The organism is Pseudomonas sp. 39004 (assembly GCF_028682155.1).
GTDB classification, from domain to species: Bacteria; Pseudomonadota; Gammaproteobacteria; order Pseudomonadales; family Pseudomonadaceae; genus Aquipseudomonas; species Aquipseudomonas capeferrum.
In genome coordinates this window covers 41,285-65,092 of record NZ_JANIAG010000009.1, presented here as the reverse complement: position 1 = coordinate 65,092, position 23,808 = coordinate 41,285, and the positions used below count along the sequence as shown (strand labels likewise).

Sequence of the window (23,808 nt, the reverse complement as noted above, 5' to 3'; positions counted from 1 at the left end):
CCAGGATCTTCTTGCGAAGACGGATGGACTTCGGCGTTACTTCGCACAGCTCGTCTTCCTGGATGTATTCCAGAGCCTGTTCCAGGGTGAAGCGAACAGGTGGAACCAGAGCGATGACTTCGTCTTTACCCGAAGCACGCATGTTGTCGAGCTTCTTGCCCTTGGTAGGGTTGACGCCCAGGTCGTTGTCGCGGCTGTTCTGGCCGACGATCTGACCGTTGTAGATCTCTTGACCGTGCTCGACGAACAGCTTGCCACGCGCCTGCAGGGTTTCCAGCGAGTAGGTCAGCGCCTTGCCGGTTTCGACCGAAACCAGTACGCCGTTCTGACGGCCGGACATGTGGCCGGACTTCACGGTGTCGTAGCGATCAAAGATCGAAGTCAGGATGCCTGCACCGTTGGTCAGGGTCAGGAACTGGTTACGGAAACCGATCAGACCACGCGCCGGGATGTTGTATTCAAGGCGTACACGGCCTTTGCCATCCGGGACCATGTTGGTCAGGTCGCCTTTACGCAGACCCATTTCTTCCATGACCTTGCCCTGCGATTCTTCAGGGATGTCGATGGTGACGTTCTCGAACGGCTCTTGCTTGACGCCGTCTACTTCGCGAATGATGACTTCCGGACGGCCCAGGGCCAGTTCGAAGCCTTCGCGACGCATGGTTTCGATCAGTACCGAGAGGTGCAGCTCGCCACGGCCCGAGACCTTGAACTTGTCTGGGGAGTCGGTTTCTTCAACGCGCAGGGCAACGTTGTACAGCAGCTCTTTGTCCAGACGGTCCTTGATGTTACGGCTGGTGACGAACTTGCCTTCCTTGCCGCAGAACGGCGAGTCGTTGACCTGGAAGGTCATCGAAACGGTAGGCTCGTCAACGGTCAGCGGCTTCATCGCCTCAACGGCAGTCGGGTCGCACAGGGTGTCGGAGATGAACAGCTCGTCGAAACCGCTGATGCAGACGATGTCGCCAGCTTGGGCTTCTTCGACGTCGACGCGGTGCAGACCGTGGTGACCCATCAGCTTGAGGATACGGCCGTTACGCTTCTTGCCGTCGGCGTCGATGGCGACAACCGGGGTGTTAGGCTTGACGCGACCACGGGCGATACGGCCAACACCGATCACACCCAGGAAGCTGTTGTAGTCCAGTGCGGAGATCTGCATCTGGAACGGGCCGTCACGGTCAACAGCTGGGGCTGGAACGTGGTCGACGACAGCCTGGTACAGGGCAGTCATGTCTTCGCCCATTTCGGCGTGGTCCAGACCGGCAATGCCGTTCAGGGCCGAGGCGTAGACCACTTTGAAGTCCAGCTGCTCGTCGGTAGCGCCGAGGTTGTCGAACAGGTCGAAGATCTGGTCCAGAACCCAGTCAGGACGCGCGCCCGGACGGTCGACCTTGTTGATCACGACGATCGGCTTCAGGCCGGCTTCGAAGGCCTTCTTGGTCACGAAGCGGGTTTGCGGCATAGGGCCGTCCTGGGCGTCGACCAGCAGCAGCACGGAGTCGACCATCGACATTACACGCTCAACCTCGCCACCGAAGTCGGCGTGGCCGGGGGTGTCGACGATGTTGATGTGGTAGCCGTTCCAGTTGATGGCGGTGTTTTTCGCCAGAATGGTAATACCGCGCTCTTTTTCCTGGTCGTTGGAGTCCATGACGCGCTCGTCGTTGAGCTCGTTACGCTCCAGAGTGCCGGACTGACGCAGGAGTTTGTCGACCAACGTGGTTTTACCATGGTCAACGTGGGCGATGATGGCGATGTTACGCAGATTTTCGATCACAAGTGTATCTCGATCAGAGGATTCGGTTGCCGCCTAGTCTAGGCGACCAATATGTAAGGTATAAGGCTCAGCAGGGCCGGCGGTCGGGAGGGCGATGGCGGATGCTGCCGCCATACAGCCCTGGCGTCTTATGCCGGACGATAAACACGCACATTGGCATGTCCCTCACTGAGCAGGTGGTGTGCGTGCAGACGGCTCATCACACCCTTGTCGCAATACAGCAGGTACTGGCGAGTTTCATCCAGCTGCTTGAAGCGACTATTGATTGCATAAAACGGCATCACCTGGACTTCGACGCCCTCGATCACCAAGGGTTCGTCTTCCTGAGCATCGGGGTGACGGATGTCGATGACGATCTGGCCAGGCAGCGCTTCGCGAACTTCTTCTACCTCGATGTCTTTGCCCAGCTCGTCGATCACGTGGTCGATCGAGATGAACTTGGCGCGTTCGAGGGCGCGCTCCAGCACGGCCATGTCGAATTGCTTTTCTTCATGCTCCATGCGGTGGCGCTTGGCGTGGGTGGTCGGGTTTACCGAGATCACGCCGCAGTATTCAGGCATGTGCTTGGCAAAATCGGCGGTGCCGATTTCGGTGGCCTGGTCGATGATGTCCTGCTTGTGGCTGGCCAGCAGCGGGCGCAGTACCAGCTTGTCGGTCGCCGAGTCGATGATCGACAGGTTCGGCAAGGTCTGGCTGGAGACCTGGGAAATCGCCTCGCCGGTGACCAGCGCTTCGATCTGCAGGCGGTCGGCCATATGGGCAGCTCCGCGCAACATCATGCGCTTGAGGGTCACGCCCATGTAGCTGTTGTCGACCTTGTTGAGAATCTCGCCGACCACTTCTTCGAACGGCACGCTGATGAACAGCACGCGCTGGCTGCTGCCGTACTTCTTCCACAGGTAGTGGGCCACTTCCATCACGCCCAGCTCGTGGGCACGGCCGCCGAGGTTGAAGAAGCAGAAGTGGGTCATCAGGCCACGGCGCATCATCTGGTAGGCCGCCACGGTGGAATCGAAGCCACCCGACATCAGTACCAGGGTTTGCTCCAGGGCGCCCAGCGGGTAACCGCCGATGCCCTGGTGCTGGTTGTGGATCACATACAGGCGCTGATTGCGGATTTCGATGCGCACCAGGACTTCCGGGTTCTTCAGCTCGATGCCAGCGGCGCCACACTGCTGGCGCAGCTGGCTGCCGACGTAGCGGTCGACGTCCATCGAAGTGAAGTCATGGTGGCCGCCGCGCTTGCAGCGCACGGCAAAGTGCTTGCCCGCCAGCAGATGACCGAAGTGCTGCTTGCACTTCTCGACGATGTCGTCGAAGTCGCCGAGCGGGTATTCCTCTACCTGCAGGAAGTGGGTGATACCCGGGGTGCAGGTGAGGCGCTCGATCATTTCGCGCTGGACCTTTTCGTCCTCGACGCGGGTGACCACTTCGAGATTATCCCAGACACCATCGACCGCGAGCTCAGGATCGAGATCCTTGAGCACGTTGCGGATGTTCTTGCCGAGCTGACGGATGAAGCGCTTGCGCACCGGCCGGCTCTTGATGGTGATTTCTGGGAAGACTTTGACGATAAGTTTCATTGGTTAACAGCGCGCGCAGGGCCTGCCGAAAATGAGGGGCGCGAATTATAGCGGAAATTGCTCAGGATTTGACCAACTTTTGTACAGAAGGTTTGCCGATGTGGCCAGAGTCAGTATTTGCGCCGCCTGCCCCGGGCCTTTCGCGGGTACACCTACCCCCGCAGGGGTCGATTTGGCTTGTGGCAGCGGCTTTACCCGTCAACAGGCCCTCAAACAAAGCACCACCCTCCACCGGCGCACCAACATGGTGCGACAAGCTGTTTTCTTGCCTCTAATGGGTGCGTTTTTCGGTCATCCACCCTCAGTTAATGCCCGTAAACGCCCCCTTTTATCTCGCCCTCGCCATTTTCGGGCACTGGCATGCAATTTGCTCCCTTGTGAGGCAGGTAAGCTTGGCCGACTATCCGCGCCCGGCAACACCCCTTTTTCCAGGGCAGCGGCCCACCGCGCTCTAGACCATCCGGAGGACAACATGTCGAAGTCGGTTCAACTCATCAAAGATCATGACGTCAAGTGGATTGATCTGCGTTTCACGGACACCAAAGGCATTCAGCACCACGTGACCATGCCAGCGCGTGACGCTCTGGACGAAGACTTCTTCGAAGTCGGCAAGATGTTCGACGGTTCCTCCATCGCTGGCTGGAAAGGCATCGAAGCTTCCGACATGATCCTGATGCCGGTCGACGACACCGCCGTGCTGGACCCGTTCACCGAAGAGCCGACCCTGATCATCACCTGCGACATCGTCGACCCGTCGAGCATGCAGGGCTACGATCGCGACCCGCGCGGCATCGCCAAGCGCGCCGAAGAGTACCTCAAGAGCACCGGCATCGGTGACACCGTATTCGCAGGCCCGGAGCCTGAGTTCTTCATCTTCGACGAAGTGAAGTTCCACTCGGACATCTCCGGCTCGATGTTCAAGATCTTCTCCGAGCAAGGCTCGTGGATGACCGGCGCTGACGTGGAAGGCGGCAACAAAGGCCACCGTCCAGGCGTGAAAGGCGGCTACTTCCCAGTTCCGCCGTTCGACCACGACCACGAAATCCGTACTGCCATGTGCAACGCACTGGAAGAAATGGGCCAGACCGTTGAAGTTCACCACCACGAAGTGGCGACTGCCGGCCAGAACGAAATCGGCGTCAAGTTCAACACCCTGGTGAAGAAAGCTGACGAAGTACAGGCCCTGAAATACGTCGTGCACAACGTTGCCGACGCTTACGGCCGTACCGCCACCTTCATGCCTAAGCCGCTGTACGGCGACAACGGCTCGGGCATGCACGTGCACATGTCGATCTGGAAAGACGGCAAGAACACCTTCTCGGGTGAAGGCTATGCCGGCCTGTCCGACACCGCCCTGTACTTCATCGGCGGCATCATCAAGCACGGTAAGGCCCTGAACGGCTTCACCAACCCGTCGACCAACTCCTACAAGCGTCTGGTCCCAGGCTTCGAAGCCCCGGTCATGCTGGCCTACTCGGCGCGCAACCGTTCCGCCTCGATCCGCATTCCTTACGTCGGCAGCCCGAAGGCCCGTCGTATCGAAGCGCGCTTCCCGGACCCATCGGCCAACCCGTACCTGGCCTTCGCGGCCCTGCTGATGGCTGGCCTGGACGGCATCCAGAACAAGATCCACCCAGGCGATGCTGCCGACAAGAACCTGTACGACCTGCCGCCTGAAGAGGCCAAGGACATCCCGCAGGTTTGTGGCAGCCTGAAAGAAGCCCTGGAAGAGCTGGACAAAGGCCGTGCGTTCCTGACCAAGGGCGGCGTGTTCTCCGACGACTTCATCGATGCCTTCATCGAGCTGAAGAGCGAAGAAGAGATCAAGGTCCGTACCTTCGTACACCCGCTGGAATATGAGCTGTACTACAGCTGCTGATCTGATTGGCGCCTGGCGCCGATGACATCACCAAGACGGCCTCCTTCGGGAGGCCGTTTTTGTTTATCGCTGGCCAAATCAGACACCTCCTACAAGCAGAACCTGACCGACTGCGCACAATCAAGTCTCCATCAATAAGGAGAACACCATGCGCCTTGCCTTCCCCTCGCTCTGCTGTTCGCTCGCACTCCTCGGTTGCAGCGCTGCGCCCCCCTCCCAACCTGAGTTCAACCCACTGCTTGCCCATATCGAGCACCGCCTGGACCTGGCAAGCTCGGTTGCGCGGCACAAGTGGGATCACCAATTGCCGGTGGAGGCGCCTGAACGCGAAAGACAGGTCATCACCCGTGTTCGTCAACACGCTGAAAGCTATGACATCAATGCTGATCGTGCCGCCGCCTTCTTCAGCGACCAGATAGAGGCCAACAAACTCATTCAATACGCCTTGCTCGACCGCTGGACCCTACGGGGACAAAGGCCGCCAACTGAGCCCCTGGACCTGATTGATCAACTGCGCCCACGCCTGGACAAACTGCAGGCCACCCTGCTGTTCGAATTGGGTCGATTTGACCAACACCCCCCGGCCGATTGCGCGCACAAACTTGCTGATGCCTTGATCAGCCATACCAACGACCCGTTACACCACCTCGCCATGGTTCGCGCTACCGGGCAGCTGTGCCCTAAACGTTGAACACAGCAATGCTCTATATTGGTGCATAACAGCTACGAGTGCTCTGTCCTGCGGCCCAAAACGGGTCGTAATGAGCGCTCGAACAGCGCTTTCTGGTCCGAATAAGCGCAAATCCAGGGCTTTCTCAGGCAAATCCGCTTCTTTTCGGAGCCTTGGTTTGTTTCTTGCATTTCTTGAAAGCACAGAGTCTCGCATCAGCGGATCCACAGCGCGCCCAGCTCTGGCCACTTCTGCCAGGCAAGCGCAAAAAGAGGTCAACGACGCCTTATGACCATCAGCGATGCACAGCACCGTCTGCTACTGGACAACCTGACCACTGCCACGCTCCTGCTCAATGCCGAGCTGCGCCTGGAATACATGAACCCGGCCGCGGAAATGCTGTTGGCCGTCAGCGGCCAGCGCAGCCACGGGCAGTTCATCAGCGAGTTGTTCACCGAATCGACCGAAGCGCTCAGCTCGTTGCGCCAAGCGGTCGAGCAGGCGCACCCGTTCACCAAGCGCGAAGCGCAACTGACCTCGCTGACCGGGCAGACCATCACCGTCGATTACGCCGTCACCCCCATTCTGCACCAGGGCCAGACCCTGCTGCTGCTGGAGGTGCACCCGCGCGACCGGCTGCTGCGCATCACCAAGGAAGAGGCCCAGCTGAGCAAGCAGGAAACCACCAAAATGCTGGTGCGTGGCCTGGCACACGAAATCAAGAACCCGCTCGGCGGCATCCGTGGCGCGGCGCAACTGTTGGCCCGCGAGCTGCCCGAAGACGGCCTGCGCGACTACACCAACGTGATCATCGAAGAGGCCGACCGCCTGCGTAACCTGGTCGACCGCATGCTCGGCTCGAACAAGCTGCCCTCGCTGGCCATGACCAACATCCACGAAGTGCTGGAGCGGGTCTGCAGCCTGGTGGAGGCCGAAAGCCAGGGGTGCATCACATTGGTGCGCGACTACGACCCGAGCCTGCCAGATGTGCTGATCGACCGCGAGCAGATGATCCAGGCGGTGCTCAACATCGTGCGCAACGCCATGCAGGCGATCAGCTCGCAGAACGAGCTGCGCCTGGGCCGCATCACCTTGCGCAGCCGTGCCCTGCGCCAGTTCACCATCGGCCACGTGCGGCATCGCTTGGTGGCACGGGTCGAGATCATCGACAACGGCCCGGGCATCCCGTCGGAACTGCAAGACACCCTCTTCTATCCCATGGTCAGTGGCCGCCCGGACGGTACCGGGCTGGGCCTGGCCATCACCCAGAACATCATCAGCCAGCACCAAGGCTTGATCGAATGTGAAAGCCATGCAGGCCATACCGCCTTTTCGATCTACCTGCCTCTGGAACAAGGAGCCACCGCCTCATGAGCCGAAGTGAAACCGTATGGATCGTCGACGATGATCGCTCCATCCGCTGGGTCCTGGAAAAAGCCCTGCAACAAGAAGGCATGACCACCCAGAGCTTCGACAGCGCCGATGGCGTCATGGGCCGCCTGGCACGCCAGCAGCCGGATGTGATCATTTCCGATATCCGCATGCCCGGTACCAGTGGCCTCGACTTGCTGGCCCAGATTCGCGAGCAGCACCCGCGCCTGCCGGTCATCATCATGACCGCCCATTCCGACCTCGACAGTGCCGTGGCGTCCTACCAGGGCGGTGCCTTCGAATACCTGCCCAAGCCATTCGACGTCGACGAGGCGGTGTCGCTGGTCAAGCGCGCCAATCAGCATGCCCAGGAGCAGCAAGGCCTGGATGTGCCACAGGCCCTGGCCCGCACGCCGGAGATCATCGGCGAAGCGCCGGCGATGCAGGAGGTGTTCCGCGCGATCGGGCGCCTGAGCCACTCCAACATCACGGTACTGATCAACGGCGAGTCCGGCACCGGCAAGGAGCTGGTGGCCCATGCGCTGCACCGGCACAGCCCGCGTGCGGCGTCACCGTTCATTGCCCTGAACATGGCAGCCATCCCCAAGGACCTGATGGAGTCCGAGCTGTTCGGTCACGAGAAAGGTGCCTTCACCGGTGCCGCCAACTTGCGCCGTGGCCGCTTCGAGCAGGCCGATGGCGGCACGCTGTTTCTTGACGAGATCGGCGACATGCCCGCCGATACCCAGACCCGCCTGCTGCGCGTACTGGCCGATGGCGAGTTCTACCGGGTTGGCGGCCACGTGCCGGTCAAGGTCGATGTGCGCATCATTGCCGCCACCCACCAGAACCTGGAATCGCTGGTGCAGGCGGGCAAGTTCCGCGAGGACTTGTTCCACCGCCTCAACGTGATCCGCATTCATATACCGCGCCTGGCCGACCGCCGCGAAGACATCCCCGCCCTCGCCCGCCACTTCCTCGCCCGCGCGGCCCAGGAGTTGGCCGTGGAGCCGAAGCTGCTAAAGCCGGAGACCGAAGAGTTCATCCGCAACCTGCCGTGGCCGGGCAACGTGCGGCAGATGGAAAACACCTGCCGCTGGATCACCGTAATGGCCTCCAGCCGTGAAGTGCTGATTGGTGACCTGCCGCCAGAGCTGCTGAACCTGCCGCAGGACGCGGCCCCCGTAACCAATTGGGAGCAGGCGCTGCGCCAGTGGGCCGACCAGGCACTGGCCCGGGGCCAGACCAATCTGCTCGACAGTGCGGTGCCCAGCTTTGAACGGATCATGATCGAGACCGCGCTCAAGCATACCGCCGGGCGGCGCAGGGATGCGGCGCTTCTGCTGGGCTGGGGGCGCAATACCTTGACGCGCAAGATCAAGGAGCTGGGGATGAATGTCGCCGGCGGGGATGATGACGACAGCGAAGAGCATTGAGTCATAGGTAGGCCATGACATCCGGGGGCTGCTTTGCAGCCCTCAACATTTCAAGCCCCATGCACCGATCCTGTGCCCCCTGCACCGCCTGAAGGCACAAAAACCCTCAAATCCTGGCAAAAAAGCCCTGAAAGCCAATGTTTCCGGGTTTTGCAAAACTGGCACGCCCCCTGCAATAAGTACTGTATCTCCCAGTTTCGGGGTCCTCGGTACAGGCAGGCCGGGAAAACCCCACTTTTATTTGCAGCAGCGCAAGTTTTGGGGACCCTGGTACAGGCAGGCCGGGACATCCCCTCTTTTATTCGTGCAGCCTCACCTGCACACGCCAACGCCCAGCGTCCTCTGCACCAGCCCAATCACCGTGCAGGGGACGCGCGGCAACCACCGTCAGCAACAACCCTTCCTCGCTTTTCTGCACGCGCCAGCCGACCGGCTTGCCCTGCAGGTACAATTGCCCTCGCTGGGCCTTGCCCTGGGCCTCGAACAGCACCGCAACCGTCCCTTCAACGTTTTCGCCGTGCAGCTTGGGTTCTTCGTTGAACCACAGGTCGAGCCCGTCCTCCACCACCACGACCTGTTCCAGCACCCGCTCATCAGGGGTGGTCAGGCGGCCGATCATCAGGCCCACCATCAGGCCGACAATGGCCAGCGAAAGCATTACCCGCGGGAAGGCCTTCGAACGCAGGTCCGGTTCAGGGGTAGAATGCTCGTCATCTTCACGCCTGGAGCCGTGCATGTTTCACGTCATCCTTTTTCAACCAGAAATTCCGCCGAATACCGGCAACATCATTCGCCTGTGCGCCAACAGCGGTTGCGACCTGCACCTGATCGAGCCCATCAGCTTCGAGCTGGATGACAAGCGCCTGCGCAGGGCGGGGCTGGACTACCACGAGTATGCCACGCTCAAGCGCCACGAGAGCCTGGCCGGATGCCTGGAAAGTCTGGGCAACCCTCGGCTGTTCGCCTTCACCACCAAGGGCTCGCACCCCTTCCATGAAGTCGCCTACCAGCCGGGCGATGCCTTCTTGTTTGGCCCCGAAAGCCGCGGTTTGCCAGTCGACGTGCTGGACAGCCTGCCGCCCGAGCAGCGCTTGCGCCTGCCGATGCGGCCGGGGTGCCGCAGTCTAAACCTGTCCAATACCGTGGCGGTGACGGTGTATGAGGCCTGGCGGCAGAACGGGTTTGCCGGAAGCTGACCCATTGCCTGCTCTGGCCTCTTCGCGGGCAAGCCCGCTCCCACAGGTTTTAGTAGTACCCCTGTAGGAGCGGGCTTGCCCGCGAAGAGGCCGGACCAGGCAACAGAGCAATAAAAAGGCGACCCCGAAGGTCGCCTTTTTACTAACCGCCCGTCATCACTGAACGGTGGGCGTCTCGCCCGCTTCCTGCATACGCTGGAGCTCTTGCGCGTACAGGGCGTCGAAGTTGACCGGCGACAGCATCAGCGCTGGGAACGAACCACGGGTCACCAGGCTGTCCAGGGTCTCACGGGCGTAAGGGAACAGGATGTTCGGGCAGAACGCGCCGAGGGTGTGGCTCATCGAAGCCGCGTCGAGGTTGGCGATCAGGAAGATGCCAGCCTGCTGTACTTCGGCGATGAAGGCCACTTCGTCACCGTTCTTGACGGTTACCGACAGGGTCAGCACCACCTCGTGGAAGTCGCCTTCCAGGGCTTTCTGCTTGGTGTTCAGGTCCAGCGCAACGCTCGGCTCCCACTGCTGGCGGAAGATCTGCGGGCTTTTCGGGGCCTCGAACGACAGGTCACGCACGTAGATGCGCTGCAGCGAGAACTGAGGGCTGTTGTCTTCGGCAGCTGCGCCGTTGGTCTGTTGGTCAGTCATGGCAGATCCTTATCCTAATGTTTTTGAATGCAGTGCAAATCAGGCCGCCAGCAGCGCGTCGAGCTTGCCCGCGCGCTCCAGGGCATAGAGGTCATCGCATCCACCGACATGGGTACTGCCGATCCAGATCTGCGGCACCGAAGTACGGCCTGCCTTCTGACTCATTTCGGCACGAACCTGCGGCTTGCCATCGACCTTGATTTCCTCGAACGCAATGCCCTTGCTCTCGAGCAGGTACTTGGCGCGCATGCAGTAGGGGCAATAGTCGCTGGAATAAACGATGACGGGCTTCATATCACTTCACCAGGGGCAGGTTATCGGCTTTCCAGCTGGAAACGCCACCGCTCAGCTTGGCAGCGGTGAAACCAGCCTTGAGCAGTTCGCGGCAGAGCGTGCCGGACTGCTGGCCCATCGCATCGACGATGATCAGGGTCTTCTCTTTGTGTTTTTCCAGCTCGGCCATGCGGCTGACCAGTTTGTCTTGCGGGATGTTCACCGCGCCGACGATGTGGCCCGCGGCATATTCCTTGGCGGTACGGATGTCGATGACCAAGGCCTTGTCGGCGTTGACCAGAGCGGTCAGCTGGCCATTGCTCAGGCTCTGGCCGCCACGGCGGACTTCATTGATGAGCAACAGGACCAGCAGAACAACGAAGATCGCAACCAGGATGTAGTGATCTGTCGCGAATTGAATCAGGTGAGCAACCATCAGCGGTGTTCCAGGCGATTGAAAATGCCGGCCAGTATACACAGCACCCCAGTGCCACCAAAGCCCGACCGGCCGGCCGGAAAAGCACCTTGGCCCTGTCAGCGTGGCCGCGCCGGTCGAGGGATAGGACGAATATTCGCCGCTGATGGCGCATTTGCCCTAAAATGCGTGTCTTTATCATCTTTGAACAACCGTGAGTTTGATTGATGACGAGTACGCCCAAACCCCTGGTCCTGATTATCCTGGATGGATTCGGCCACAGCGAAAGCCCCGAATACAACGCCATCTTTGCCGCCAACACACCGGTCTATGACCGCCTGCGCGCCACACGGCCGCATGGCCTGATTTCCGGTTCAGGCATGGATGTGGGCCTGCCGGACGGGCAGATGGGCAACTCCGAAGTCGGCCACATGAACCTCGGTGCCGGCCGTGTCGTCTACCAGGACTTCACACGCGTCACCAAGGCCATTCGTGATGGCGAGTTCTTCCGCAACCCGGTGCTCACCGGCGCGGTGGACAAGGCGGCCGGTGCCGGCAAGGCCGTGCACATCCTCGGCCTCCTGTCCGACGGTGGCGTGCACAGCCACCAGGACCACCTGATCGCCATGGCCGAACTGGCCGCACAGCGTGGCGCCGAAAAAATCTACCTGCACGCCTTCCTCGACGGCCGCGACACGCCGCCACGCAGCGCGCAGTCGTCCATCGAACTGCTCGACGCGACCTTCGCCAAGCTCGGCAAGGGCCGCATCGCCAGCCTCATCGGCCGCTACTTCGCCATGGACCGCGACAACCGCTGGGACCGCGTCGCCGCTGCCTACAACCTGATCGTCGACAGCGTTGCCGACTACACCGCAGAGACCGCCCTCGCCGGCCTGGAAGCCGCCTATGCCCGTGAAGAGAACGACGAATTCGTCAAAGCCACGCGCATTGGCGAGGCCGTCAAGGTCGAAGACGGCGACGCGGTGATCTTCATGAACTTCCGCGCTGACCGCGCCCGCGAACTGTCGCGTGCCTTCGTCGAGCCGGACTTCAACGAGTTCCCCCGTGCGCGCCTGCCGAAGATGGCGGCCTACATCGGCCTGACCCAGTACTCGGCGAAAATCCCGGCCCCGGCCGCCTTTGCCCCTTCCAGCCTGAACAACGTACTGGGCGAGTACCTGGCCAAGAACGGCAAGACCCAGCTGCGCATCGCCGAGACCGAGAAGTACGCGCACGTCACGTTCTTCTTCTCCGGTGGCCGCGAAGAGCCGTTCGAAGGCGAAGAGCGCATCCTCATCCCGTCGCCGAAGGTCGCCACCTATGACCTGCAGCCGGAGATGAACGCGCCTGAAGTCACCGACCGTATCGTCGAAGCCATCGAGCAGCAGCGTTACGACGTGATCGTGGTCAACTACGCCAACGGCGACATGGTCGGCCACACCGGCGTATTCGAGGCTGCGGTCAAGGCGGTCGAAGCGCTGGATACCTGTGTCGGGCGTATCGTCGAGGCGCTGGAAAAGGTCGACGGTGAGGCACTGATCACCGCCGACCACGGCAACGTCGAACAGATGGAAGACGAATGCACCGGCCAGGCGCACACCGCCCACACCACCGAGCCGGTACCGTTCATCTATGTCGGCAAGCGCAAGCTCAAGGTTCGCGAAGGCGGCGTGCTGGCCGACGTGGCGCCGACCATGCTGCAATTGCTGGGGCTGGAAAAGCCTGTGGAAATGACCGGGACGTCGATTCTGGTCGATGCCTGATCGGTGTATCGGGGCCGCTTTGCAGCCCCTTTACCGATGAATTCCAGACAAACGCCTCGCCGCATCTGCCGCGAGGCGTTTTTTTTGCAGGCCCGCGCGGGCATACTAGGCCAGTCTCCATCCCTGGTACGCCCAACCCCATGCTTCGCGCCCTGATCCTACTCGCCCTGTCTTGCCTGCTCAGCCCGGCGTTCGCCGATGAGCGTGCGCAGACCCAGCAACAACTGGACGCCACCCGCCAGGACATCGCCGAGCTCAAAAAGATGCTGGGCAAGCTCCAGGAAGAGAAGTCGGGCGTGCAGAAAGACCTCAAGTCCACCGAGACCGACATCGGCGATCTCGAAAAGCAGGTGGAGGCACTGCAACAAGAACTAAAAAAGACCGAGGGCGAGCTGGAGCGCCTTGATACCGAGAAAAAAAAACTCCAGAGCGCCCGCGTTGAACAACAGCGACTGATCGCCATCCAGGCCCGTTCCGCCTACCAGAACGGCCGCGAGGAATACCTCAAGCTGCTGCTCAACCAGCAGAACCCCGAGAAATTCGCCCGCACCCTTACCTATTACGATTACTTGAGCAAGGCGCGCCTGGAACAACTGCGCACCTTCAACGAGACCCTGCGCCAACTGGCCAATGTCGAACAGGACATCGGCCGCCAGCAAGCGCAGCTGCTGGCCCAGCGCGGCGACCTCGACAGCCGCCGCCAGGCGCTCGAAACCGAACGCAGCAAGCGCCAGCAAGTACTGGCCAAGCTCAACAGCGACATGAAAGACCGCGACCAGAAGCTGCAGGCCCGCGAGCAGGACCAGGCCGACCTTGGCAAAGTCCTCAAGACCATCGAGGAAACCCTGGCGCGCCAAGCCCGTGAAGCCGAGGAAGCGCGCAAGAAAGCCCTGCTGGCCCAGCAGGAGGCGGAAAAACGCCGCCAGCAGGAAGCCCTGGCCGCCGCCGCTGCACGCAATGACGCCCGCGAGGCCGCAGAGCCGCCGAAAAAAGCCCGCACCACCCTTGGCCCGATAGTGTCCAGCGATGGCGCAAACTACGGCGGCGCATTTTCTGCTGCGCGGGGAAAACTTCCGTGGCCCGTCAATGGTCGATTGCTGGCACGCTTCGGCGATGCACGCGGCAGTGACGCCCGCGCCAAATGGGACGGGGTGATGATCAGCGCCAACCCAGGCACTCAAGTACGCGCCGTACACGGCGGCCGCGTGGTGTTTGCCGACTGGTTGCGCGGTGCTGGACTTCTGGTCATTCTCGACCATGGTAATGGTTACCTGAGCCTGTACGGTCACAACCAGAGCCTGCTCAAGAGCGCCGGCGACATCGTCAAGGCCGGCGACGCCATTTCCACCGTGGGTGACAGCGGTGGCCAGGACAGCGCAGGCTTGTACTTCGCCATCCGCCAGCAGGGCCGGCCTACCGACCCTTCGCAGTGGTGCAGAGGTTAGGGTTGCAACCCAGTTCACCTTTTTACGGCGTAGCCTGAATGCTGCGCCGATGCTCCTCAAGGAGCGCCAACAGGATCAGGAGTTCGTTCGACATGCTGCACTCGCCTCGTCTCACCCAGCTGGCCCTGTCCATCGCCCTGGCGGTCGGTGCGCCCCTGGCCACTGCCGCAGAGCCGGCCAAGCCAGCCGCGGTGCCGGCCACCGAGGTGACGGCCAAGGCGCCGCTGCCACTGGAGGAGCTGCGCACCTTCGCCGAGGTCATGGACCGCATCAAGGCTGCCTATGTGGAGCCTGTGGACGACAAGACCCTGCTGGAAAACGCCATCAAGGGCATGCTCAGTAACCTGGACCCGCACTCGGCCTACCTTGGCCCCGAAGACTTCCAGGAGCTGCAAGAGAGCACCAGCGGCGAATTCGGTGGCCTGGGCATAGAAGTTGGCCAGGAAGACGGCTTCATCAAGGTGGTCTCGCCCATCGATGACACCCCAGCTTCGCGGGCCGGTGTGCAGGCCGGTGACCTGATCGTCAAGATCAACGGCGCACCGACCCGGGGCCAGACCATGACCGAAGCGGTCGACAAGATGCGCGGCAAGATCGGCGAGAAGATCACCCTGACTCTGGTACGTGACGGCGGCAACCCGTTCGACGTGACCCTCGCCCGCGCAGTGATCCAGGTCAAGAGCGTCAAGAGCCAACTGCTGGAAAACGACTACGGCTACATCCGTATCACCCAGTTCCAGGTCAAGACCGGTGACGAAGTGGGCAAGGCCCTGGCCAAGCTGCGCAAGGACAACGGCAAGAAACTGCGCGGCGTGGTGCTCGACCTGCGCAACAACCCCGGCGGCGTGCTGCAGTCGGCGGTAGAAGTGGCCGACCACTTCCTGACCAAGGGCCTGATCGTCTACACCAAGGGCCGTATCGCCAACTCCGAACTGCGCTTCTCCGCCGACCCGGCCGATGCCAGTGAAGGTGTACCGCTGGTGGTGCTGATCAACGGCGGCAGTGCTTCGGCTTCGGAAATCGTCGCCGGCGCCCTGCAAGACCAGAAACGGGCGGTGCTCATGGGTACCGACAGCTTCGGCAAAGGCTCGGTGCAAACCGTGCTGCCGCTGGCCAACGACCGCGCCCTGAAGCTCACCACCGCACTGTATTACACCCCTAACGGCCGTTCGATCCAGGCCCAGGGCATCGTGCCCGACATCGAGGTGCGCCCGGCCAAGCTCACCGCCGAGGTCGACACCGACAACTTCAAGGAAGCCGACCTGCAAGGTCACCTGGGCAACGGCAACGGCGGCGCCGACCGCCCAACCGGCAGCAGCAAGCGCAAGGAACGCCCGCAAGATGATGACTTCCAGCTGAGCCAGGCGCTGAGCCTGCTCAAGGGCCTGAACATCACCTCGGGCAAATGATCCAGCCGATGCGCTATCTGCTGTGTCTGCTGTTTTGCCTGTTGGCTGGCGTCGCCCAAGCGGCGCCGGCCAACAAGGCCTACATGAGCATCATCATCGACGACCTGGGCCAAAGCAGCGAGCGCGACAACCGCACGCTTGCCCTGCCCGGCCCGGTCACGATGGCGATCATGCCCGACACCCCGCACGCTACTGACTTCGCCCGCCAGGCGCACAAGGCCGGCAAGACGGTGATCCTGCACATGCCCATGGACCCTGCCACCGGCCCTTACGCCTGGCACCCCGGCCTGCCGCTGCCCGAACTGGCCAGCCGCCTGGATGCGGCCCTGGCCAAGGTGCCCTACGCCGCTGGCATCAACAACCACATGGGCAGCCGAATGACGGCCCAGCGGGACCCGATGACCTGGCTGATGGGTGAACTGCAACGGCGGCATCTGTTCTTCGTCGATAGCCGTACCAGTGCAGCCACGGTGGCAGCGGCCCAGGCGCAGGCCGTTGGCCTGGCGCACGTTTCGCGTGATGTATTCCTCGATGACGAGCGCACCGTCGAGGCAATCGACCGCCAGTTGCGCCAGGGGGTTGAGCTTGCCCGGCGGCAAGGCTCCGCCGTGTTGATCGGCCACCCCTACCCGCAGACACTGCAGGTGCTGGAACGCGAACTGCCCCGGCTGAAGGCAGAAGGCATCGTGCTGATCGGCCTTGCGCAGATGATCGCCGAGCGTGGCAACCAGGCCATGCCTGCCCACGGCAAGCATGGCCGTTACAGCAACCGCTGAGCCCCTCAGTCGAACGGGATGATGCCGCTCGCCTGCTCCAAGGTCAGCTTGCCGCGGTGTACACGAATGCTCGCGGCAGCTTCTTCACGGCCACTCAAGCGGCGCTGGCTCCACGTTTTCAGGTGGCCCTGGGTGAACTCCCGGGCAAGCGCATCAGCCGAGCGCATATGGAAATGCGCCACCCACAATGGCCGCCCCGAGTTTGCTCCAGGTTGCGCCAGACGCATGATCTTGTACTCGTCGAAGGTACTGCCATTGCTCATGACCTGCCTGGGGCTGACATACTCCACCTTGAGCAAGCGTTGCTCATGCAAGAACTGCAATGCTTCAGCGCTGGGGTAGTGTGTATTGGTGTAAAGCGTGGTCAGCTTGAGGTTCTTCTCCGCTCGAAGCCGGTCCGAGGCCGCTTCCAGGCTTTTTATCAAGGCGGGGTTTGCGCCCTCCTCACCCAGCGATGTCGCCTCGCGGCCAAGCTTGTCAATCTGGTGCTCAAACAGCCGTGCCAGCCGAAGGCCCTTCAGGTCGTTGTCGATATACGCTTGCGCCTTGAGGCTCAGCTCGTCGTTTTCATCGAGCAAGGTCTGCACGCGCATGGCCGTATCAGCGGGCTCTGCCTGCGGTTCGAGCAGAACCTCCTCAGTCACACGCTCGCGCCACTGGCCATGCTCCCAGTCGAAAACGGCCAGTACGACGCCGCTGAAAGGTTCACGCACCTCAAGCACTTTTTGCCCGTCGTCATCGCGCTCGGTACCGATGAGTGTCTGCCCCTCGGCGTTTCGTACCGCCCGTTGCGGCTCGCTCGAAACAAAGTAGGCCGCCCGCTTCGGCGGCACGTTTGCGCCTTCCTGTTCTTTGATGGCCTCGACCAGGCGACGACCGGCATCGCGCTTCAGTTTTTCCAGCTGGGTGCGGTACCGGTCGGTCATCGAGACTTCGACCAGCGCCCCGCCATCACTGCGGATGCGTGCGCTGTTGACCAGCGCCTCGGCGTACTCGTCCCACGCTTCCTGAAGGATGACAACGCGGTCTTCCACCGGCAGGTTGGCGAAATCGAGCTCGCCATGAGCGCCGGCCGCATTGCGCAAGGCGGCCCCCGCAAACTCCTCCCTGAACCGGGCGACTTTGCGCTGGCTGGTGGTGACGTCCAGGTGCAGCGCCAGGTCCGCCAGGTTCATCGCGTGATGGAAACGGAACTGCACTGTGCTGAATTTGCGCAGGGCAATGAGTGAGTCAACGGTGCGACTGTGCATTTCAATGGGACTGCTGATTACCAGATCGCCAGGCGCACCCGGCAACAGCTCGTCCAGGCGCTCGTAGGCGGCGAGTATGCGGTCTTGAAGACCCACTACATATTCGAGTTTACGACGCAATGCTCGATAGGGCTCGAGCACCTGCACCAGCGGCTGCCCATCGAGCCTGGCTTGCATGCGATCCAGCCCAGGGTAATCCGCCAGGTTCCACAACTCATTGAGGATGAAATCGCTGTTACGGATCTGATTGATCAGAACAGTGCGCCGCTGCTCTGAAATGACCTCTTCCCAACCGCTCCGAGCGCTGGCGAACTTGGGCTCGAACAGGGTTTCAAGAATACTTTGTATAGCTTTGTCACTTTGAACAGCCTCTTCGAGGTACCCGACCGCCTCTTGGCGCTTAGTGACGATTTGCGCCTCCCACTCAGCGATACGCACAGCGTACTGCCCGATGAGAGCATGGGAAGCTTCCCGCTCACCGTCACTGACAGCGGCGTCCACCCTGGCCTGTGCCCTTGCGCGCAAGGTCTTGAGCTGGGTGACTTTGTGTTGCAGCTCCGTGATTTCAGTTCCAACCGTTCCAAACTGCGCCGTCGCACTGTTCACCTTGCCATTGAGGCTGTCGGCAGACTCCCTCAGTTTATCAAAGCGCTGGGCCAGTTGCGCCCGCGTGCCGCCCCGCCTCATTCCGCCAACCAGGCGTAACGCAGTATTCACTCGCCAAACACCCAGCGTGCAGGCCAGCCATGGCCCATACCCGCCTTTAGAGTCGATCACTCGCACACCGTCCGGGCCCACTTCAACGGGGTAAGCATCGCCCCCCATGGCCGCGTAGAGTCTCCCTTGGACTCGATACAAACCTTCAGTATCGCCACTTGCCTGCAAGTTCGACTCATCCAGTGCAGTGTCCACCCGCATGGCCCGCAGCGCCTGCCGCTGCGCAGGCGGTAGCCAGTTGAACCCGTGGTTGCCGCGCCAGCTCAAGTCAAGCTGACGCTTAGGCAGCGCTGCCAGCGCGCCAATCGCCGCTTCTACTTCAGTGGCAGGCGCCACCGACACTTCGGCAAATGCCCCGCGTTGCGCGGCAGGGCCTTCGAACTGGTCTGCGCCGGGGGGCTGCCCGGCCACACCAAGCTGCAGGCTGGGTTGCCGCGCATGCAGCAACACCATCCCCAGGTTCAGCAGCAAGTCAGCGATGGCGGCGGAGCGGTCGAATTCCCCACCCTGCTCGAGGGCCAGCAGGTCGTTTTCCAGCGACGTCAGCAGTTGTACCAGCCACGCCACGCTGGCCACCGGGCCGCGCAGCGCCAGGGTGGCCAGGTCAAACAGCAGCCAAGCGCCCTGGCACAGGGTTTGCCAACGGCGCTCTGCATTGGAGGTGGATTGCATGTCCGCCAGCTCGACGAGCAGGTCGCGGTTGGCGTTGTAGAGTTTGTCGTCGATATCGCTGACCCACAGCTGCGGATCGATGACGGGTGGCTCAGGCTTCTCAGGCAGGGTGAAAGGGTCCGGCCCCAGACTCGTGACATGCGGTTCGCGGAACCCACCATGGTCATAGATAGAGCGAACCTGGGGGTCCAGCCAATCCAGAATGCTCACTTGCAACAAGGGGGACTGTTGGATGTGCTCCAGCAACGCCGCCAGGCTTGCGTATTCCCGCAGCGTGTCCTGCCTGTACAAAGGGCGATAGAACAGCACCCGCGACGGCTCGACGCAGAACAGCACATACATGCCACGCACGTTGTCATGTTGCCCGGAGTGAGGCTGGCGCCTGAATGCCAGCGGCATCAGCGCCATGCGAGGAGTTTGCGGGTCGACATGGCCGGCGCAGAAATCAACCACACACTGCAAGCCGGCATCCGTGAGCTTGCCTTCAAGCTTGCTGGTCAGCGCGCTGAACCGCAGGGCGCTGCGCCATTCCCGGCCAAATCGCCTGACGCGCTGTGCCCGCTGCAGCGGGTCGTCCAGTTGGCGGGCAACGTACGCCGGGTAATTGCCACCGATATCGATCTGCCTCACCAACTGATTGACTGCGTCGGCATCCAGCCAGGCAGGGACGTCTGCACCGTTGGCGCACCGGATACGCAGCACCGAGGCACCCCTGAGTGCACCGAGGTTGCCCATGGCGAATTCGGTGAGGGTCTTCTCGCCTTCGCGTACCAACGGCTCGCCGCCCCCTGTGCCCGTTCCGGCGCCACCCGGTACCCCACGGGCCACGAAGAACTGCAACATCAGATCGTCCGGGGATGTGTCATCGGCGTAGGCCAGGCGCATCTGCTCGCTCAGCCGCTGACGGGTGTAGTCGGCCAGGCCCTGGATGCCATCCAAGGCTGGGATACTCTCAGCGTCGAGCTGGTCGAGCGCGAGCTGCAGCAAGCCTGCGTGATAAGCCATGCTGTCATCACCGTCGCTCAGCGACAGGCCAGGCGGAAGCTCGACCGCCGGGGTATCGTTGGGGTAACGGTCGAACCACTGTGCGGGGTCGCTCATCTGAGCAAACAGCCGCTCAAGTGCCGCGACATCGGCCAACTGCCCATAGCGCACCCTGTCGACCTGAGTGAACAGCGTCTCGAGCAGCAGCCCGACTTGCTGAGCGAATACATTGCCCTCGACCGGGTAGCGTTGCCATGACAGGCCATCGAAGCTGTAGCGCTGTGCAAGCTCGTCACGCAGGGCCAGGGCGAACGCGGCCAAGGATGGAAAACCTCGCACATTGCCAGAAGGGGCGCACCACAACACGACCTGCCGTTCGTCCCATTCGCCGGTGATCAGCAGATGGCACAGCGTCTCATCCCAATGCCCGGAGCCCGTCGTCAGCCGGGTTTGCACGAAGCTCACCGCCGGTTGGTCACGACCGCCCCGTATCAGGCCACGGATGCAGGCTTGCTCTTGCGCATCCAGGCCTTGCAACGGCAGGCCGCGCAGCACAGCTGTTTTCAACAGCAACTGCAGCCACTGATCACGGCTTGCACCGCTGCTGCCCTGGCTGCGCCAATAGTCGAGCTGCGCCTGGCAAAAGTGCTGCGGCAGTTGTTCGATCAGGTCATTGATCGGGCCCGTCAAGCCACTGAGCTGCCGGGTGTCGAACGCGCTGTCGGAACCGGCGAACCGGTACGGATCGACCAAACCGAGGTTATGGTGGCGCCCATCGACAGGCTCCAGGTCGACCGAGTTGGTCTGGAGCATGGCCTGCAGCACCCTGTCGACCAGCGGCTCAGTGGACCAGTAAGGTGTGGAAGGGTCAGGGCTGTCCAACATCAGCGCGTCGGCAGACGGCAAGGTAGGCTCGACGAGTGCCAGCCATGGCAGCTCACTCAGCAACAGCGCGAGCAGTTGCTCGCTGACGACCTGACGCAGGGTTGGACGGTCGCCGAACTGCAGGGCAGCGGCGCGTTTGAAATCGAATGTCGAAGTGTCGGAACTGGACATGCCCAGGGCCTCCTGGTGGATGGACCAGAAGCCTTGCGCGAACGCCTGCGGTGGCGGTGCTACTTATTGCATGCACAAAGGCAACAGGCCCTGCTTATCGGGCAGGGCCTGTTGCAACCGCATCAGCTGTACACACGCCCCAACAACTGGCGGTGGCTTTCGAACTGGTCCAGCACATCACGCACGATCTGTTCCGGGACAAAGCCCATCAGGTCGTACTCCTGGCTGCCATCATGCAGGTAGACCTCGGCGCGGTAGAAGCGCTGGCGTACTTCCGGCTCACCCTCGACCGGGGCCTCGCTCGGCGCGGCCATGTAGCCGTCCAGGCTTACTTCGTAGACGAAGGGGTTGCCCTCTTCCATCATCACCCGCAGGCCCATGGTGTTGCGCGACTGGCCAACCCGGGACTCCACTTCGAAGCCCAGGGTACGCAGCTGTTCGGCCGCTTCTTTCAAGGCCGGGCTGACCTGCTTGTCCATGAAGCGTTGCACCACCGCCTGGGTTGGCTGCAGGTCCAGCTGGGTCAGCCGCTCGCTGAAGCCGCGGCGGCCACGGGCGGCCAGTTGGGCGCGCTCCTGCTCGACGGCGACGTCCTGCTTCATGGCCTTGTACAAGCCGAACATGAACAGCACCAGCACCACCGAGAACGGCAGGCCGGCCAGCACCACCATGGTCTGCATGGCTTCGAAGTTGCCGGCGAACAGCAGGCCGATGGTGACCAGGGTGATGATCACCGACCAGAACACCACCATCCAGTGCGGGGCGTCTTCATCGACCTTGCCGCCTTTGCATGAAAGGTTGGCCATCATCACCGCGCCGGAGTCGGCCGGGGTGAGGAACAGTACGAAGCCGACGAATACCGCAACGCCGATGACGATCTTGGCCGCCGGGAAGTATTCCAGCAGCTGGTAGATCGACATCGACGGCTGTTCAAGGGCCGTCTTGCCCAGTTCCACGGCGCCCTGGTTGATCACCAGGTCCAGCGCGGTGTTGCCGAAGATCGACAGCCAGGCCAAGGTGAAGCCCAACGGGATCAGCAGCACGCCGCTGACCAGCTGGCGCACGGTGCGGCCCTTGGAGATACGGGCAATGAACATACCGACGAACGGGCCCCAGGAAATCCACCAGGCCCAGTAGAACACGGTCCACAGACCCAGCCAGCGCTCGGACTTGCCTGCCTCGCCTTCGTAGACGTACAGGTCGAAGGTCTTCAGCACGATGCCGTTGAGGTAGTCGCCGACGTTCTGCACGAAGCCGTTGAGCAGGTGCAGGGTCTCGCCACCCAGCAGCACGAAGATCAGCAAGCCGCTGAACAGCATGATGTTCAGGTTGGACAGCCGACGGATGCCGTTCTCCACGCCCGACACTGCCGCCACGGTGGCAACGCCGGCCATCACCAGGATCACCATCAGCAGGTTGGTCTGGCTGTGCTCCATGCCGAACAGGTACTCCAGGCCCGAAGAGACCTGCATCGAACCGATACCCAGGTTGGTCACCAGGCCCAGCAAGGTGACGAACATGCCGAAGATGTCTACGGCATTGCCGGCAGCGCCCTTTACCCAACGCTCGCCGACCAGCGGGTACAGCGCCGAGCGCAGTGCCAGTGGCTGGTTGTGGCGGTAGGCGAAGTAGCCCACGGCCAGGCCGACCAGGGCGTAGATCGCCCAGCCGTGCAGGCCCCAATGCAGGAAGGTCAGCTGCAGGCCCTGGCGCGCGGCCTCGAGGCTGGCAGGGGTGCCTTCTGGCGGGTTGAAGTAGTGGTCCAGGGGCTCGGAGGCGCCGAAGTACAGCAGCGAAATACCGATACCGGACGAAAACAGCATGCCGGCCCAGGCGCCGTAGCTGAAGTCGGGCTGGTCATCCTTGCCGCCAAGCTTGAGCTTGCCGTAGTCGGAGAACGCCAGGTAGACGACGAACAGCAGGTAACCGCAGATCACCAGCATGTAGTACCAGCCGAACGTGCGCGTCAGCCACTTCTGGGCCACGCCCAACACTTGGCCTGCGGTTTCGGGTACAGCGATAAGCAAGGCAGTCAACGCAAGGATCAGCAGCGCCGAGGTGTAGAACACCACGCTGTTGACCCGGACCCTCTCGGCGGGGGGTTTGGTAAGGGAGGCAGAACTCATTGCACGAATGCTCCGGGCAGTACGGCTATGGAGGCTAATCAGTGTTTTCCCGAGCAATTGGTGGAATACCCCCACTGCGTCAGGTGTTATAAAAGCACCCTGGAAACCGTGATCCCGAATCGAATCGTTGCAAAAAAAACAGACTCAGGCCCGCTCCAAGGGCCCTGCGCGCAGCCTTTGACCGCTCGGCAGAATCTGCATTTCGCATCGCTCATGCCCGTCAACGCCTTGTATTCCGGGGGTTACACGATTTCCTGGGGTGTCGATTCGTGCTGTCTTGCTGCCCTTGAAGGGTGTCAATGGCACAAATTGTCGCAGAGCTTATTCTTTATTGATTGAACGTTCAATCAAAACAAAATAGACTGGCC

17 protein-coding genes are annotated in these 23,808 nt (G+C 61.8%); 9 read left to right on the top strand and 8 right to left on the bottom strand.

Going from position 1 to position 23,808, the window contains the following annotated elements; genetic code table 11:
- Both typA and thiI read right to left on the bottom strand, forming a co-directional pair.
- The coding region (gene typA / locus NP534_RS03140) for a translational GTPase TypA (RefSeq protein ID WP_274097743.1) at nucleotides 1-1,777 on the bottom strand (1,777 nt) is incomplete at its 3' end.
- Nucleotides 1,778-1,905: 128 nt separating this feature from the next.
- Complete coding sequence (gene thiI, locus NP534_RS03135; protein WP_033701961.1) at nucleotides 1,906-3,360, bottom strand: tRNA uracil 4-sulfurtransferase ThiI; 1,455 nt, start codon at nucleotides 3,358-3,360, stop codon at nucleotides 1,906-1,908.
- 472 nt (nucleotides 3,361-3,832) lie between these two features.
- Between thiI and glnA the strand changes: the two genes are divergently transcribed.
- The 4 genes from glnA (at nucleotide 3,833) to ntrC (ending at nucleotide 8,716) form a co-directional block, all read left to right on the top strand.
- Nucleotides 3,833-5,239 (top strand): type I glutamate--ammonia ligase, encoded by a 1,407-nt coding sequence (gene glnA / locus NP534_RS03130; RefSeq protein WP_033701962.1) that lies wholly within the window; start codon nucleotides 3,833-3,835, stop codon nucleotides 5,237-5,239.
- A gap of 148 nt (nucleotides 5,240-5,387) precedes the next feature.
- On the top strand, nucleotides 5,388-5,930 hold the full coding sequence (locus NP534_RS03125) for a chorismate mutase (protein WP_274097742.1): 543 nt from the start codon (nucleotides 5,388-5,390) through the stop codon (nucleotides 5,928-5,930).
- A 267-nt stretch (nucleotides 5,931-6,197) separates the two neighbouring features.
- Nucleotides 6,198-7,283 carry a nitrogen regulation protein NR(II) gene (gene glnL / locus NP534_RS03120; protein WP_033701964.1) on the top strand — a complete coding sequence of 362 codons (1,086 nt, stop codon included), beginning with the start codon at nucleotides 6,198-6,200 and terminating at the stop codon, nucleotides 7,281-7,283.
- Complete coding sequence (ntrC, locus tag NP534_RS03115; protein ID WP_033701965.1) at nucleotides 7,280-8,716, top strand: nitrogen regulation protein NR(I); 1,437 nt, start codon at nucleotides 7,280-7,282, stop codon at nucleotides 8,714-8,716. Before glnL ends, ntrC begins: the two co-directional genes overlap by 4 nt.
- A 298-nt stretch (nucleotides 8,717-9,014) precedes the next feature.
- On the opposite strand, the gene NP534_RS03110 is transcribed toward ntrC, so the two are convergent.
- Nucleotides 9,015-9,452, bottom strand: a complete 438-nt coding sequence (locus tag NP534_RS03110) for a hypothetical protein (RefSeq protein ID WP_274097741.1) — start codon at nucleotides 9,450-9,452, stop codon at nucleotides 9,015-9,017.
- Here NP534_RS03110 and trmL point away from each other — a divergent pair.
- Nucleotides 9,451-9,912, top strand: coding sequence for a tRNA (uridine(34)/cytosine(34)/5-carboxymethylaminomethyluridine(34)-2'-O)-methyltransferase TrmL (gene trmL / locus NP534_RS03105; RefSeq protein ID WP_274097740.1), 462 nt, complete (start codon nucleotides 9,451-9,453; stop codon nucleotides 9,910-9,912). The two genes, NP534_RS03110 and trmL, sit on opposite strands and share 2 nt — an antisense overlap.
- Nucleotides 9,913-10,068: 156 nt before the next feature.
- Here the strand turns inward: trmL and secB are convergent, their stop codons facing one another.
- Genes secB through NP534_RS03090 form a run of 3 tightly spaced genes read right to left on the bottom strand, consistent with a single transcriptional unit; the run spans nucleotide 10,069 to nucleotide 11,263 of the window.
- A complete protein-coding gene (gene secB / locus NP534_RS03100) occupies nucleotides 10,069-10,554 on the bottom strand; it encodes a protein-export chaperone SecB (protein ID WP_167064543.1) in 486 nt (161 codons plus the stop codon).
- Between the two features lie 39 nt (nucleotides 10,555-10,593).
- On the bottom strand, nucleotides 10,594-10,848 hold the full coding sequence (gene grxC, locus NP534_RS03095) for a glutaredoxin 3 (RefSeq protein WP_033701970.1): 255 nt from the start codon (nucleotides 10,846-10,848) through the stop codon (nucleotides 10,594-10,596).
- Nucleotide 10,849: 1 nt separating this feature from the next.
- A complete protein-coding gene (locus NP534_RS03090; protein ID WP_274097739.1) occupies nucleotides 10,850-11,263 on the bottom strand; it encodes a rhodanese-like domain-containing protein in 414 nt (137 codons plus the stop codon).
- Nucleotides 11,264-11,469: 206 nt separating this feature from the next.
- Here NP534_RS03090 and gpmI point away from each other — a divergent pair, with 206 nt between their 5' ends.
- The 4 genes from gpmI to NP534_RS03070 all read left to right on the top strand — a co-directional run bounded on the left by gpmI (nucleotide 11,470) and on the right by NP534_RS03070 (nucleotide 16,635).
- Nucleotides 11,470-13,005, top strand: coding sequence for a 2,3-bisphosphoglycerate-independent phosphoglycerate mutase (gene gpmI, locus NP534_RS03085; protein WP_274097738.1), 1,536 nt, complete (start codon nucleotides 11,470-11,472; stop codon nucleotides 13,003-13,005).
- Between the two features lie 140 nt (nucleotides 13,006-13,145).
- A complete protein-coding gene (locus NP534_RS03080) occupies nucleotides 13,146-14,450 on the top strand; it encodes a murein hydrolase activator EnvC family protein (protein ID WP_033701975.1) in 1,305 nt (434 codons plus the stop codon).
- 92 nt (nucleotides 14,451-14,542) lie between these two features.
- The gene (locus tag NP534_RS03075) at nucleotides 14,543-15,859 is read left to right on the top strand and encodes a S41 family peptidase (RefSeq protein ID WP_033701976.1); all 1,317 of its coding nucleotides are present in this window, start codon (nucleotides 14,543-14,545) and stop codon (nucleotides 15,857-15,859) included.
- An 8-nt stretch (nucleotides 15,860-15,867) separates the two neighbouring features.
- Nucleotides 15,868-16,635, top strand: coding sequence for a divergent polysaccharide deacetylase family protein (locus tag NP534_RS03070; RefSeq protein WP_274097737.1), 768 nt, complete (start codon nucleotides 15,868-15,870; stop codon nucleotides 16,633-16,635).
- Between the two features lie 5 nt (nucleotides 16,636-16,640).
- On the opposite strand, the gene NP534_RS03065 is transcribed toward NP534_RS03070, so the two are convergent.
- Nucleotides 16,641-21,314 carry a dermonecrotic toxin domain-containing protein gene (locus tag NP534_RS03065; protein ID WP_274097736.1) on the bottom strand — a complete coding sequence of 1,558 codons (4,674 nt, stop codon included), beginning with the start codon at nucleotides 21,312-21,314 and terminating at the stop codon, nucleotides 16,641-16,643.
- 122 nt (nucleotides 21,315-21,436) lie between these two features.
- A complete protein-coding gene (locus NP534_RS03060; RefSeq protein ID WP_033701979.1) occupies nucleotides 21,437-23,440 on the bottom strand; it encodes a BCCT family transporter in 2,004 nt (667 codons plus the stop codon).
- Between the last annotated feature and the right edge of the window lie 368 nt (nucleotides 23,441-23,808).

Bases quoted from the DNA above. Each gene is read 5' to 3' on its own strand.
- thiI (WP_033701961.1), bottom strand. From the start codon at position 3,360: ATGAAACTTATCGTCAAAGTCTTCCCAGAAATCACCATCAAGAGCCGG.
- glnA (WP_033701962.1), top strand. From the start codon at position 3,833: ATGTCGAAGTCGGTTCAACTCATCAAAGATCATGACGTCAAGTGGATT.
- NP534_RS03125 (WP_274097742.1), top strand. From the start codon at position 5,388: ATGCGCCTTGCCTTCCCCTCGCTCTGCTGTTCGCTCGCACTCCTCGGT.
- glnL (WP_033701964.1), top strand. From the start codon at position 6,198: ATGACCATCAGCGATGCACAGCACCGTCTGCTACTGGACAACCTGACC.
- ntrC (WP_033701965.1), top strand. From the start codon at position 7,280: ATGAGCCGAAGTGAAACCGTATGGATCGTCGACGATGATCGCTCCATC.
- trmL (WP_274097740.1), top strand. From the start codon at position 9,451: ATGTTTCACGTCATCCTTTTTCAACCAGAAATTCCGCCGAATACCGGC.
- NP534_RS03110 (WP_274097741.1), bottom strand. From the start codon at position 9,452: ATGCACGGCTCCAGGCGTGAAGATGACGAGCATTCTACCCCTGAACCG.
- secB (WP_167064543.1), bottom strand. From the start codon at position 10,554: ATGACTGACCAACAGACCAACGGCGCAGCTGCCGAAGACAACAGCCCT.
- grxC (WP_033701970.1), bottom strand. From the start codon at position 10,848: ATGAAGCCCGTCATCGTTTATTCCAGCGACTATTGCCCCTACTGCATG.
- NP534_RS03090 (WP_274097739.1), bottom strand. From the start codon at position 11,263: ATGGTTGCTCACCTGATTCAATTCGCGACAGATCACTACATCCTGGTT.
- gpmI (WP_274097738.1), top strand. From the start codon at position 11,470: ATGACGAGTACGCCCAAACCCCTGGTCCTGATTATCCTGGATGGATTC.
- NP534_RS03080 (WP_033701975.1), top strand. From the start codon at position 13,146: ATGCTTCGCGCCCTGATCCTACTCGCCCTGTCTTGCCTGCTCAGCCCG.
- NP534_RS03075 (WP_033701976.1), top strand. From the start codon at position 14,543: ATGCTGCACTCGCCTCGTCTCACCCAGCTGGCCCTGTCCATCGCCCTG.
- NP534_RS03070 (WP_274097737.1), top strand. From the start codon at position 15,868: ATGCGCTATCTGCTGTGTCTGCTGTTTTGCCTGTTGGCTGGCGTCGCC.
- NP534_RS03065 (WP_274097736.1), bottom strand. From the start codon at position 21,314: ATGTCCAGTTCCGACACTTCGACATTCGATTTCAAACGCGCCGCTGCC.
- NP534_RS03060 (WP_033701979.1), bottom strand. From the start codon at position 23,440: ATGAGTTCTGCCTCCCTTACCAAACCCCCCGCCGAGAGGGTCCGGGTC.